This is a genomic window from Rhizobium sp. Rhizsp42 (genome assembly GCF_047304155.1).
In the GTDB taxonomy this organism is placed as follows: Bacteria; Pseudomonadota; Alphaproteobacteria; order Rhizobiales; family Rhizobiaceae; genus Rhizobium.
This window is the reverse complement of the sequence record NZ_JBGLYS010000017.1, coordinates 1-11,870: the sequence shown is the minus strand read 5'-3', so window position 1 is coordinate 11,870 and position 11,870 is coordinate 1. Positions and strand designations below refer to the sequence as shown.

Genomic DNA, 11,870 nt, shown 5'->3' with positions numbered 1-11,870 from the left:
ACGATGCTCGGCGCATTCTCGACCAACCATCTCTTCTACCTGCTGGACGGCCTGCTCTGGACCGTCGTGCTTTCGGCGCTGGCCTTCGTGCTGGGTGGCATTGCCGGCTTCTTCGTCATGCTGGCGCGCATCTCGCGCTTCCGCTGGTTGCGGCGCGCGGCGCTCGTCTACATCCAGATCGTCCAAGGTACGCCGCTGCTAATCCAGATGTTCCTGCTTTATTTTGGCCTCGGCGTCTTCGGCGTGGCGGTTCCGCCGCTCGTCGCTGCCGGCCTCGGCATGATGGTTTATTCGAGCTCCTATCTCGGCGAAATCTGGCGCGGCGCGGTGGAATCGATCGCCAAGACGCAGTTCGAGGCGGCCGAATGCCTGGGTCTCACCCGCTGGCAGGCGCTGTTCGACGTCATTCTTCCGCAGGCGCTGAAGATCGCGACGCCGCCAACGGTCGGCTTTCTCGTTCAGCTCGTCAAAAATACCTCGCTCGCATCCGTAGTCGGCTTCCTGGAGCTGACGCGCGCCGCGCAGGTCATCAACAACTCCCTGTTCCAGCCGTTCCTGGTCTTCGGCGTTGCAGCGCTCTTCTATTTCTGCGTCTGCTATCCATTGTCGGTCTGGAGCCGTTCGCTCGAGAGGAAACTCAATGCCGGCCGCCGTTAAACTCACCAATGTCGTCAAGCGTTTCGGCATCCTTGAGGTGCTGAAGGGCGTGTCCTTCGAAATTAATACCGGGGAGGTCGTGGCACTGATCGGCCAGTCCGGTTCCGGCAAGAGCACGGCGCTGCGCTGCATCAACCGCCTGGAGACGATCCAGGATGGCACGATCGAAGTCTGCGGCCACCACGTCGAGGACCCGAAGCTCGATCTGCGCGCGCTTCGTCGCGATATCGGCATGGTGTTCCAGAGCTACAACCTCTTCCCGCACATGACCGTGGCGCAAAACATCATGCTGGCGCTGCGCCGCGTGAAGAACATTCGCAAGGACGAAGCCTACGAGATCTCCAGGCAGGTTCTCGCCAAGGTCGGCCTAATGGAGAAGATCGACAACTACCCCGAACAGCTTTCCGGCGGCCAACAGCAGCGCGTGGCGATCGCCCGCTCACTCGCGATGCAGCCGAAGGTGATGCTCTTCGACGAAGTGACATCGGCGCTCGATCCGAAACTCACCGGTGAAGTGCTGCGCGTCATGGAAGATCTAGCCCGCGGCGGCATGACCATGATCGTCGTCACCCACGAGATGGGCTTCGCCAAGCGCGCCGCCAATCGCGTCATCTACATGCATACCGGCAAGGTCTGGGAGACCGGAGGGGCAGACATCCTTTCCAATCCGCAGACGCCGGAGCTGAGGGAGTTCATGGCTGAAGAGCTGTGAGCTGAGGAGGAGGACCTGCGTGAAACCGCAGGGTCGGACAAAACGTGAGAGGAGACTCAAATGCCGACGAGAATGATTTCGAAACTGGCACTTATTGCCGGAGCTGGCCTGCTGGCCTTTGCATCGGTCGCCAATGCCGACGTGCTTGACAACATCAAGAAGGCCGGGAAGGTCCGCATCGCCGTGGCGATGGGCATTCCGGAATATTCCTTTGTCGACGAAAACCTGAAGCCGACGGGCTCGGATGTCGAAACCGCCAAGCTGATCGCCAAGGATCTCGGCGTCGAGCTGGAGCTGGTGGAAATAACCAACGCCGCCCGCGTTCCCTCGGTCCAGACAGGCAAGGCCGACATGGTCGTCTCGTCGCTCGGCATCACCGAAGAGCGTAAGAAGGCGATCGACTATTCGGTTCCCTACGCGACGCTCGCTCTCGTCGTTGCCGGTCCGGCTGATGAAGCGATCAAGGACTATGCCGATCTCGACGGCAAGCGCATCGGCGTGACCCGTGCAACCACCAACGACCAGGACATCACCGCCAAGGCCAAGGGCGCCGATATCGTCCGCTTCGAGGACGATGCGACGCTGATCACTTCCGTCGTCTCTGGCCAGGTCGATATACTGTCCAGCCAGTCGGCGGTCATCAACGGCATCAACAAGAAGATGACCGCAAATCCGCTGCAGGTAAAATTTACCCAGAAGGAAACTAATCTGGGCATCGGTATCCCCAAGGGCGAGACAGCCTTGAAAGGTTGGCTCGACCAGTGGGTTAAGACCAACTTCGACAACAAGGTACTGCGTGACATCTACCGCAAGTACCACAATGCCGAACTGCCCGACGATCTGACCTCGCGTCAGTGATGGAAGGAAAAATCCTGGGGTCGAAAGGCCCCAGCGAATTTCCGGAAGGTGAAATTAGCCCAGCTCCGATGCTGAGAATCTATATCGCTAGCTGAGACTTCTGTGGCTCTTGAACATGGGGTAATCGCGGGTCGGTTTCCCCCAAAGGCATTGCCTCAGCAATATCTGACATGGGTGGTTGCCCCCGGTAAGATGGAAATACGGGCTCACGATTGGAACCGGGCCCGGCTGAAACCCTCAACAAGACTGATGCCAATGATGCGGATGGCCTAGCGCAGTTGGCAGAAGCCGGATTTTACAAAGTCGTGCGAGTAAAGACTTTCGACAACATGGTGACGCGCACACTGGTGGCAGCGCGTAGCCAGCTCTTAAGCATTTCCAAGCAGCTCAGCAACCAAATACGTGGCCTCTTAAAAACGTTTGGTCTCATCGTACCCAAAGGGAAAGGCGGGGCATTTGATGCTAATGTGAGAGCGCTGCTAGATGGAAATAGCGGCCTGGCAGCTGTGATATTGCCCCTGCTCGAAGCATGGCGCGACATACGTAAGCGCGCATCCAATCTTGATCACCAATTGCTCGTAGCTTCCAGACAGAGCCGGGCTAAGAAGCTCCTGATGACGATTCCAGGCGTTGGTGCCGTCACGGCCGTCTCGTACATTGCCGCGATCGAAGATCCCGAAAACCTCCCCACCTCGCGCTCAGTCGGCGCTTTGCTAGGGCTGACGACGCGGCGCTATCAGTCTGGCGAAATAGATTATGGTGGCCATATCTCGCGACGCGGTGACAGTCGGCTGCGAGGATTACTCTACGAGGCAGCAACCGTTCTCTTAACAACAACCACTGCTAGGACCGAATGCAGTCTAAAGACCTGGGGGCTGATGCTGCGTGAGCGGCTGGGCTTCAAACGTGCCGCGGTTGCTTTTGCGCGAAAACTTGCCGTCATAATGCATAGCATGCTCAAGGCCGGGGAAGCGTTCAATCCATTGGGCGGCGCAGCGGCTTAACCGAAGCGCCGGCCTACCTGCCTCAGCACCTCAATCCGACTGGGATGCTGGGCGTCCCTGCTGTGGACGTGGGTTAGGTCATTCCGTCGATTCCGTCGCAGCTCATTGAGACTGCGTCTTGAACATAGGAAGACCTGCCCTGCGAAAACCCATCATGCGGCGACTGCATGTCGACCGCGGAGACAACCGTGCTCCCAGCACCGGACGAATTTGCAGGGATGAAAGATGTCGAAAGAAAATCTAGGAAAGATGTCGCGCTAGCAACACGGCAATGACGTACCTCGTTTAAAATCTGCTTGACCCGATGCAAGCGATTAGACAACGGAATCGAACACCCGTTTACTTAGATAATTACCTCGGTAGAATTCATTAAATTAGGAACGGAACAGGGCCTTTCAGTCAGCACAGTGTCGTAGATGCGTCTCCCTCGATCACTTTTCTACGGCTGCAATCCGGCGCAACGCGCGGTATTTCGAATATGCGTTTCCATCTCATTGCGCGCCAAATCTCCGTCATTGGCCTTTAGAGCTGCGATAATGCGGCGGTGTTCCGCAATTGATTGTCGCATTCGTTCCGGATCCGTGATGGGGATAGGCTGACGCTGCGTTTCCGTAACCTGATCGCGCACCGTCTGGTAAAGTGCCTTCAGCATGGAGTTGGCGCAGGCGGACACGATGATGCCGTGAAACTCCAGATCGGCATCAACATTGGCGAGCAGGTCCTGATTAGCCCAGCACTCCTCCATGGTCTTGGTTGCCTTTTCCATCATATCGAGCTGTGCCTGGGACAGTCGCCCAGCGGAAAGGCGTGCGATCTCACCCTCTAGCAGGATACGGGTCTGGAAAACATCAAAAACAGAATAACTTTCGGAATAACGCCACGGCGCCATGTTGCCCGTTTGGCCGACAGTCCCATCACCGGCGGCCACGAATGTCCCTCTCCCAGCTTCCGTTTTAAGCAAGCCCAATGTCTCGAGCGTTAATAGTGCCTCGCGTAACGATGCTCGGCTAATACCGAATCTCTGGGAGAACTCACGTTGAGAAGGGACTTTTTCGCCTGCTTTCAATTCTCCAGACTGGATCATGGCCTGGATTTCGCGGGCAACCGATTGTGGTAAAAGCGTTTTATTCAGCATCCGATCCTTGCTCCCTGAAACCTACACTGCCTCTTTCGATACATTTTTCAAATGGGATCTTGCAAAGGATTAAAGCGCGTGCTTGTCTGGTCATACTGGTCTGACCAGTTAGACCAACGTAGATTGGCTTGAATCATAAAACAAGGGGTTCTCAAATGCTTCACGTTTCACGCATGAAAAGTACATTTCTAGCCGGACTGATATCGGCGCTCGGCGTCTTCAGCGTCCATGCTGCTGATCTGACGGTCGGTGCCAACATTGGTAACGTGCCATGGGAGTTTCAAGATGCCAGCGGGAAAACCGTTGGTTTCGAAGTCGATCTCGTCAACGAAATCGCAAAGCGCCTTGGCAAGTCGGTGGAGTTCGTCAACACGCCGTTCAACGGGCTCTTTCCCGCTGTTCAGTCCGGCCGTATTAATATGGCGATTTCATCGATTACCATCACTGAAAAGCGCTTGGCGTCGGTTAGCTTCGCCCAGCCATACTACGATAGCGATCAGTCTCTGACCGTGACAGCAGCTTCCGGCATCACCGGCCTGAAGGACATGAGTGGCAAGGTCGTTGGCGTAGACACCGGATCGACGGGCGATATGTGGGCGGAAGCCCATAAGGGTGATTACAAGCTTGGCGAAATCCGCAAGTTCGAAGGATTGCAGCCCGCCATGCTCGATCTCGTTGCCGGCCGTGTCGATGGCTATATCTCCGACATTCCGGCACTGCTCTACTACGCCAAGGACAAGCCGGAGCTAAAGGTCGTCGAGCGTATTCCGACAGGCGAAAAATACTCGATCATGTTCAACAAGGGCGATCCGTTGGCCGCAGAGGTCAACGCGGTTATCACCAAGCTGAAGGGCGAGGGCTTCATCGCCAAGTTGCATGAAACTTGGTTCGGCGCGAAGGCCGAGGACACGACCTCGACCGTTGCCGTACTTGATATGCCCAAGGCCAAGTAGGCTTACACCGCGTCTGGCGGGACTACTCGTGTCCCGCCAGATTGCCAAGGGAGCCTGTCCGGCATGAACCTCATAAATACCTTCTTCAACGTTCCCGTATTTCTCAACAGCTTGCCGCAATTGCTTTGGGGACTTGTTGTCACCATTCAGATCGGTATTGCCAGCATCCTTTGCGGTCTGGTCGGCGGTCTATTTCTGGCGGTGGCACGTCTTTATGCGCCGGCCACTTTCACGCCGCTGATCCGTATCTACATCGACATCTTCCGGTCGATCCCTTTGCTGGTGCTGTTGATCATTATCTATTACGCCCTCCCATTCGTCGGGATCCGGCTGTCGCCATTCTTCTCTGCTGTGACCGCGCTATCCTTGGTCTCTGCCGCCTATACCGCGGAAATCTTTCGCGCTGGCATCGAGGCTGTTCCCCACGGTCAATTTGAAGCATCCGCAGCCCTTGGCCTCTCCAACCGCAACACGATGGTGGATATCATTCTTCCGCAGGCCATCCGGATCGTCATTCCACCGCTTACCAACAACTGCATCAATGTCATGAAGGACACCGCCCTTGCATCGGTCGTCGCCATGCCGGACTTGTTAAAACAGGCAACCCAAGCGCAGGCGCTCAACGCCAACCCGACGCCGCTGATCGGTGCGGCCCTAATCTACATCGCCCTGCTCTGGCCAATGGTCGCCCTGGTGGCGCGGCTTGAAAGACATTTCAATCGGGGGAAACGCTGATGGAAAAGACCACACCCCCACTGATTTCGATCCGCGGGCTGACTAAAGCGTATGGGCTATTTACCGTTCTGCATGGCATTGACCTCGATGTGGCAGAAGGCGAAGTCGTCTGCGTTATCGGCCCTTCCGGTTCCGGCAAATCCACGCTCATTCGCTGCATCAATCATCTGGAAGCCTTTCAGCCAGATAGCAGCATCACCGTAGATGGTATTCGCGTTGCGCCCGGCCCGGCCCTAGCCAAGGTGCGTGCCGAAGTCGGCATGGTGTTCCAGTCGTTCAATCTGTTTCCGCACATGACCGTTCTGAGAAACGTCATGATCGCTCCCATGAGGGTTCGAAAGACACCAGAGGCGGAAGCCGAACGCAAGGCGCGCGAGCTTTTGGCCCGCGTCGGGATTTCTGAGCAGGCAGGGAAATTTCCAGGTCAACTCTCAGGCGGTCAGCAGCAGCGTGTGGCCATCGCCCGGGCGCTGGCCATGGAGCCACGAGTTCTGCTGTTTGACGAGCCAACATCGGCTCTCGATCCGGAAATGGTCGGCGAAGTGCTGGATGTCATGCGCAAACTGGCCGGCACCGGAGTGACCATGGTGATTGTCACACACGAGATGGGTTTTGCCCGTCAGGTGGCAGACCGCGTCATCTTCATGGATGGCGGGCGCCTCGTCGAGGCAGGCACACCTTCAGACATCTTCGACAATCCAAAAGAGGCAAGGACGCGTGGCTTCCTTCGCGCCGTCCTCAATCACTGAGACCATTCGGGAGACACTAGGAATGACCACCTCATCACCGCTCGACCTCGACTACGTGCGCAGCCAGTTCCCAGGCCTAAACCGCGGCTGGACCTATTTTGACAATGCTGGCGGATCTCAGATCCTTAAAGGCGCACTGGATCGCATCAATAAATTTCTGATCGAAAAGAACGTGCAGATCGGCGGGTCCTACGCCGTATCGCAGGCGGCCGCCGAAGCGCTCTACGAAGCGCGGACTGCAGCAATGCACCTGGTCAACGCTTCGTATCCGGAAGAGATCGTCTTCGGCAATTCCACCACAGCGTTGCTGCAAAACCTTGCCCGCGCGATGCAGAGCCAGCTTTCGCCAGGCGACGAGATCGTCGTCACGGTCAGCGATCACGAATCGAATATCGGCCCCTGGGACCGGCTGAAAGAGGCGGGCATCACGCTGAAGATCTGGCCGCTCAACAAAGACACGTTGATGCTCGATCTCGCGGACCTGGCGCTGCTGATGAGCGATCGCACCAAGCTCGTCTGCGTCACACACGTTTCCAACATCCTTGGATCGATCAATCCGATCCGCGAGATCGCCGATTTCGTGCATGCGCGTGGCTCAAAAATTTGCGTCGATGCCGTGGCATTTGCCCCGCACCGTGCCGTTGACGTACAGGCCCTAGACGCCGATTATTACGTCTTCAGCCTCTACAAGACTTATGGCCCACATTACGCGCTGATGTATGGCAAACATGACCTGCTGCTCGAACTCGACACGCTATACCATTATTTCTACGGCAAGGACAAAGTGCCAGGCAAGCTGGAGCCGGGCAATCCCAACTATGAACTGGCATATTCCACATGCGGCATCGTTGATTATCTAGCCGCACTCGGCGAACAGGCAGGCGAGACCGGACCGGTGCGCCAGAAAATAGAGGCAGCCTTTGCGGCAATCACCGCACAGGAAAATCTTCTGACGGAAAGGCTCCTGGGCTACCTACGATCTCGAAACGATTGCCGGATTGTTGGCCAGGCCAACCAGGACGAGAAGCGCGTGCCTACAATTGCCTTCCGCTTCGATGGCCGTGAGGCCGGCGAGTTGTGCAAAGCAATGGACGGCGAAAACATCGCCATGCGTTTCGGGGATTTCCATTCGAAACGGCTTGCCGAATATCTTGAGCTGACCGACCATGGCGGCATGCTGAGGGTGTCCATGGTTCATTACAATACGCTGGAAGAGGTCGATCGCTTCACGGCAGCACTTGACCGTATTCTGGCTGGAGATGCGGGATTTGCGAAAGCAAGCTGAGCTGTGAACGACAAGGAGGACAGGGAATGATGCGTTTCGATACGGTGATCAGGCACGGAACCGTGGTGACGGCAAGCGACACGTTCGTCAGCGATGTCGGCATCAAGGATGGTCGTATCGTTGCACTTGCCGCTGACCTGACCGATGCCGACGAGATGATAGACGCCACGGGACTCTTCGTGATGCCCGGCGGTATCGACAGCCATGTCCATCTTGACCAGCCCTCCGGCGATGGCATCGTCATGGCCGATGACTTCGACAGCGGCACCCGCTCCGCCGCCATTGGCGGCAACAGCACAGTTTTGGCCTTCTGCATGCAGGAAAAGGGACAGTCGCTTCGGGAGGCATTGAAGGTCTATCATGCCAAGGCAGAAGGGAAATGCCACGTAGACGTTGCCTTTCATCTGGTCATCACCGATCCGACTCCAGAAGTCCTCGGCCAGGAACTACCAGCATTGGTGCAGGACGGCTATACCTCGTTGAAAGTCTTCATGACCTATGAAGGCCTGCGGTTGCGCGACGACGAAATTCTTGCGACGCTGGATGCGGCACGCCGCACCGGCGCTCTCGTCATGGTTCACTGCGAGAACGAGGATGCGATCCGCTACCTGATCGGCCGGCATGAGGAAGAGGGCAACTTCGCGCCGAAGTTCCACGCCACGACGCGGCCCGTTGCCGCCGAGCGAGAAGCCACCCACCGGGCACTTTCGCTTGCCGAAATCGTGGATGTGCCGGTCGTGATCGTCCACGTTTCGAACCGCGAGGCGATGGAGGAAATACGCCGCGCCCGCCAGCGCGGCCAGAAAATTGTTGGCGAAACCTGCCCGCAATATCTGATGTTGACCGCCGGCGATCTGGATCAGAACGAGATGGAGGGCGCCAAATATGTCTGCTCTCCACCGCCGCGTGACAAAGCGAGCCAGGATGCCTGCTGGGAGGGGTTGGAACAGGGCGTGTTCGATCTTTTTTCGTCCGATCATTGCCCTTTCCGTTTCGATGACCCCGAAGGAAAATTGAATGAGAAAGGCAAGCGGCATTTCCGTTGGATTCCGAACGGCATTCCCGGGGTTGCCACACGCTTGCCGATTCTTTTCTCTGAAGGTGTCATGAAGGGCCGGATCGACATCAACCAGTTCGTTGCGGTGACCTCGACCAACCATGCCAAGCTTTATGGTATTTATCCGCGCAAAGGCACGATTGCCATCGGTGCCGATGCCGACATTGCGTTATGGGATCCGGACAAAAGAGTCACTGTGACAAATGATATCCTGCAGCACGGCGCCGACTATACACCTTATGAAGGGCAGGAGGTGCGTGGCTGGCCAGTGCAACTGCTCTTGGGTGGCCAGACGATCGTGAAGGATGGGCTTCTAGCCCAGCAGAAGAGACGCGGCAACTACCTCCAGAGAAATCGATCTTCCCTCGTGTCGAAAGGCAAGTACCCCAGCTAGATAAAGCGTCGAAAAGTCCAAACCCGCTCACCGATTGGAAGCCCGGCTCAGCCACGCGCGTTCTATTTTAGGCTTTTGATGGGAGAACTACTTGCGTACCAAATGTTAAACTTCGTCCACCGCACCACGCTGGATCGCTCGCCCAATCTTCATGCCCGTGACGAATTCTTATGACGAACACGTTGTCATCTTCGATTATCCGAAACACGATCAGGTGCGCTTTGAAGGATGAATTCTGACCGGCGACTTAATCTCGAAGCTCTCGCGAGCAATCCGTGGATTATCGGCGATCAAATCAAGTAAATCGAAAGGTTCATTGTTGTAGCGACGTGCCTGCGGTGTTCCGAATATGCGCAAACCTTGCTCGGCGATCGCGACGACGTCCGCTTCCGCCTCGACAGATAACGTATATCTCATGATTTATTGGCACGAGCTTCAGCCTCAGCAAACAAGTCATGCTTCGATCGCACTCCAACGCCGCTCTCGAGCCCGGCGTCTACGAAACTCTGCATCGCTGCGACCTTGTCATTCCGGACCTGGTCACGGCGGATCAAATCACGCACGTAATCGCTAGCGTTTGAATACCGTCCTGTGCGAGTTTGTGCCTCGACGCAGTCCCTGATCGGATCCGGTAGGGATACGTTCATTATTGCCATCGGTACACTCCAACTACGTCCACTGTGAACCCATTTGACAAAGATTGTCAAAGGTCCGGCAGTCGGCCTCATAGTGATCGCGGCAACTGCTTGTGAAATGCCAGTGGCGCCCGGAAGCGGGTTCTTGAAGTGTTGGTGAAGGCGGAACCGTTGGCCCACCTATTTTCATGAACTGAGAGGCAGGGGATCGGTGCCCTAGCTTGGAATTATATCGATAGCTTAACACACGGCCACGCTTGCGGCCAGTCACCTCATCAACGGAGCCCAATCGCTCCAGATCTGCAAGTGCAGCGTTGACCGTAGGTGCGGACAGACCTGTTATCTGAACAACCTGGTTGGCCGTGTGAAAAGGATTCTGTTGGAAAAGCTCGTGAATGCGAAGGGCCGAACCTGCTCTATCGCTCTCGACCGTGATCCGTGTCGGATGAAAGCCGTTACCCACGGCCAGCGGCCGAAGCCGTCAGGTCCTTCATGTTCCTCCAACCTGGCCTCCATCTCGGGCTTCGACATAAGAACCTTTGCCAAATTCGTGTCTGCCGCCGTGGAAACTACCCGACGTCAGAACGCCGGGTTGAAGATATGAGGTGCGGCGAGCAGCGCTGGAGTGATCGCGACCATGGGCGGGAGGTCTTTGCCCCCTCGGTCGCATTCAAAAACTCCGGCTCGTTCTTCGGGCGGAAACCATTTCGGCTGATCCTGCCAGATCTGCTCGATCTCTACGAATACCTTGATGCCCATATCGACCGTCATCGCGGTGTGCTCCTTGGAGGAGCCAAGGATCCCGGAACGCTTTTCGTCAAGACGGTGATCCTAGCCATGCGCCGAGATCGCGGGCGCGATCGAAGCTGCTGGCGTTTCCTATTGCAGCAACCAAAGCCGTGGCATTCAACACTCCAATACCCGGAATGGCTGTTAGCCGACGCCTTGCAAGATCATCTCGTGCGAGCGCCAAGAACTCAGAATTGAGCGCTGCGGTTTTGGCATCGAGCATATTCCACTCGCTTCGCAGTTCGACGATCAACTGGTGAATTCGCGCTGACAGACTGCTCTCCTGTTAGCGTGGAAGGATCGTGTCCCATGAGATGGTGTAAGTGCCGACGAGGCCACCGTGCTCTCCGGCAAGGCCGGGAGGATCAACGTGCCACGGCTGGCAAGCTGATGATTGGATCATCGCTCATTTTGCCGATGGTTTCTACTGTCATGTAGCGCGACCGTTGCACCGCCCACTCGTCATTTTGCTCAAGGAGCATCGCACCGACGAGCCTGACAATGGCGTCTTTGTTTGGAAAGATGCCGACGACATCTGTCCGCTTCTTGATTTCTCCATTGAGACGTTCGATTGGATTCGTGGAGTGAAGCTTGGTCCAATGTTGCTTCGGAAAACTCATATAGGCCAGTACATCGTGCTCGGCCTCATCCATGATCGCAGCGAGTTTGGGCACTTTAGGGCGGATTTGATCGGCGACATTGCGCCATTGGCTGCTTGCGGCCTCCGGGGTCTCCTGGGCGAAAGCTGTTCCGATGAAGGCGGAAACAACCCGCCTGCCACTCTTGCCTGCATGGGCCAGCACATTGCGGGCGAAGTGGACCCGGCATCTCTGCCAGCTAGCGCACAGGACCTTGGAGACGGCAGCCTTGATGCCCTCGTGGGCATCGGAGATGACCAACTTAACGC

The 11,870-nt window shown here is 56.5% G+C and carries 11 protein-coding genes and 5 pseudogenes; 10 read left to right on the top strand and 6 right to left on the bottom strand.

Features of this window, described 5'->3' with window-relative positions; genetic code table 11:
• Window positions 1-3: 3 nt before the first annotated feature.
• The 4 genes and pseudogenes from ACCD05_RS17245 to ACCD05_RS17230 form a co-directional block, all read left to right on the top strand.
• A complete protein-coding gene (locus tag ACCD05_RS17245) occupies window positions 4-657 on the top strand; it encodes an amino acid ABC transporter permease (protein ID WP_111564751.1) in 654 nt (217 codons plus the stop codon).
• Window positions 641-1,369, top strand: coding sequence for an amino acid ABC transporter ATP-binding protein (locus tag ACCD05_RS17240; RefSeq protein WP_111564752.1), 729 nt, complete (start codon window positions 641-643; stop codon window positions 1,367-1,369). The genes ACCD05_RS17245 and ACCD05_RS17240 overlap by 17 nt, the downstream gene beginning before the upstream one ends.
• 60 nt (window positions 1,370-1,429) lie before the next feature.
• The gene (locus ACCD05_RS17235; RefSeq protein WP_112950312.1) at window positions 1,430-2,227 is read left to right on the top strand and encodes a transporter substrate-binding domain-containing protein; all 798 of its coding nucleotides are present in this window, start codon (window positions 1,430-1,432) and stop codon (window positions 2,225-2,227) included.
• Window positions 2,228-2,466: 239 nt separating this feature from the next.
• Window positions 2,467-3,231: pseudogene (locus ACCD05_RS17230) on the top strand (IS110 family transposase); the annotation flags it as partial.
• A 439-nt stretch (window positions 3,232-3,670) separates the two neighbouring features.
• On the opposite strand, the gene ACCD05_RS17225 reads toward ACCD05_RS17230, so the two are convergent.
• Window positions 3,671-4,366 (bottom strand): FadR/GntR family transcriptional regulator, encoded by a 696-nt coding sequence (locus tag ACCD05_RS17225; protein ID WP_112950313.1) that lies wholly within the window; start codon window positions 4,364-4,366, stop codon window positions 3,671-3,673.
• Window positions 4,367-4,539: 173 nt separating this feature from the next.
• Here ACCD05_RS17225 and ACCD05_RS17220 point away from each other — a divergent pair, with 173 nt between their 5' ends.
• The 5 genes from ACCD05_RS17220 to hydA all read left to right on the top strand — a co-directional run bounded on the left by ACCD05_RS17220 (window position 4,540) and on the right by hydA (window position 9,539).
• A complete protein-coding gene (locus ACCD05_RS17220) occupies window positions 4,540-5,319 on the top strand; it encodes an ABC transporter substrate-binding protein (RefSeq protein WP_413394208.1) in 780 nt (259 codons plus the stop codon).
• 63 nt (window positions 5,320-5,382) lie between these two features.
• Complete coding sequence (locus ACCD05_RS17215) at window positions 5,383-6,054, top strand: amino acid ABC transporter permease (RefSeq protein ID WP_112436348.1); 672 nt, start codon at window positions 5,383-5,385, stop codon at window positions 6,052-6,054.
• Window positions 6,054-6,803: an amino acid ABC transporter ATP-binding protein gene (locus ACCD05_RS17210; RefSeq protein WP_111564757.1), complete on the top strand. Its 750-nt coding sequence runs from the start codon at window positions 6,054-6,056 to the stop codon at window positions 6,801-6,803. The genes ACCD05_RS17215 and ACCD05_RS17210 overlap by 1 nt, the downstream gene beginning before the upstream one ends.
• Before the next feature lie 22 nt (window positions 6,804-6,825).
• Window positions 6,826-8,088 (top strand): cysteine desulfurase-like protein, encoded by a 1,263-nt coding sequence (locus ACCD05_RS17205; protein ID WP_112950314.1) that lies wholly within the window; start codon window positions 6,826-6,828, stop codon window positions 8,086-8,088.
• A gap of 29 nt (window positions 8,089-8,117) precedes the next feature.
• On the top strand, window positions 8,118-9,539 hold the full coding sequence (gene hydA / locus ACCD05_RS17200) for a dihydropyrimidinase (protein WP_413394289.1): 1,422 nt from the start codon (window positions 8,118-8,120) through the stop codon (window positions 9,537-9,539).
• 67 nt (window positions 9,540-9,606) lie between these two features.
• On the opposite strand, the pseudogene ACCD05_RS17195 reads toward hydA, so the two are convergent.
• The 3 genes and pseudogenes from ACCD05_RS17195 to ACCD05_RS17185 form a co-directional block, all read right to left on the bottom strand.
• Window positions 9,607-9,956, bottom strand: a pseudogene (locus ACCD05_RS17195) (type II toxin-antitoxin system RelE/ParE family toxin).
• Window positions 9,953-10,195 carry a type II toxin-antitoxin system ParD family antitoxin gene (locus ACCD05_RS17190; RefSeq protein WP_111564759.1) on the bottom strand — a complete coding sequence of 81 codons (243 nt, stop codon included), beginning with the start codon at window positions 10,193-10,195 and terminating at the stop codon, window positions 9,953-9,955. Before ACCD05_RS17190 ends, ACCD05_RS17195 begins: the two are co-directional and overlap by 4 nt.
• Before the next feature lie 165 nt (window positions 10,196-10,360).
• Window positions 10,361-10,613 (bottom strand): annotated as a pseudogene (locus ACCD05_RS17185) (winged helix-turn-helix domain-containing protein); the annotation flags it as partial.
• A 5-nt stretch (window positions 10,614-10,618) separates the two neighbouring features.
• On the opposite strand from ACCD05_RS17185, the pseudogene ACCD05_RS17180 reads away from it, so the two are divergent.
• Window positions 10,619-11,002, top strand: a pseudogene (locus ACCD05_RS17180) (hypothetical protein); the annotation flags it as partial.
• A gap of 1 nt (window position 11,003) precedes the next feature.
• On the opposite strand, the pseudogene ACCD05_RS17175 reads toward ACCD05_RS17180, so the two are convergent.
• Both ACCD05_RS17175 and ACCD05_RS17170 read right to left on the bottom strand, forming a co-directional pair.
• Window positions 11,004-11,243: pseudogene (locus tag ACCD05_RS17175) on the bottom strand (transposase); the annotation flags it as partial.
• Window positions 11,244-11,328: 85 nt separating this feature from the next.
• On the bottom strand, window positions 11,329-11,870 hold a 542-nt coding region (locus tag ACCD05_RS17170; RefSeq protein WP_413394204.1), incomplete at its 5' end, for a transposase.

Excerpts from the sequence above, each read along its gene's own strand:
- ACCD05_RS17245 (WP_111564751.1), top strand. The coding sequence starts at position 4 with ATGCTCGGCGCATTCTCGACCAACCATCTCTTCTACCTGCTGGACGGC.
- ACCD05_RS17240 (WP_111564752.1), top strand. The coding sequence starts at position 641 with ATGCCGGCCGCCGTTAAACTCACCAATGTCGTCAAGCGTTTCGGCATC.
- ACCD05_RS17235 (WP_112950312.1), top strand. The coding sequence starts at position 1,430 with ATGCCGACGAGAATGATTTCGAAACTGGCACTTATTGCCGGAGCTGGC.
- ACCD05_RS17225 (WP_112950313.1), bottom strand. The coding sequence starts at position 4,366 with ATGCTGAATAAAACGCTTTTACCACAATCGGTTGCCCGCGAAATCCAG.
- ACCD05_RS17220 (WP_413394208.1), top strand. The coding sequence starts at position 4,540 with ATGAAAAGTACATTTCTAGCCGGACTGATATCGGCGCTCGGCGTCTTC.
- ACCD05_RS17215 (WP_112436348.1), top strand. The coding sequence starts at position 5,383 with ATGAACCTCATAAATACCTTCTTCAACGTTCCCGTATTTCTCAACAGC.
- ACCD05_RS17210 (WP_111564757.1), top strand. The coding sequence starts at position 6,054 with ATGGAAAAGACCACACCCCCACTGATTTCGATCCGCGGGCTGACTAAA.
- ACCD05_RS17205 (WP_112950314.1), top strand. The coding sequence starts at position 6,826 with ATGACCACCTCATCACCGCTCGACCTCGACTACGTGCGCAGCCAGTTC.
- hydA (WP_413394289.1), top strand. The coding sequence starts at position 8,118 with ATGCGTTTCGATACGGTGATCAGGCACGGAACCGTGGTGACGGCAAGC.
- ACCD05_RS17190 (WP_111564759.1), bottom strand. The coding sequence starts at position 10,195 with ATGGCAATAATGAACGTATCCCTACCGGATCCGATCAGGGACTGCGTC.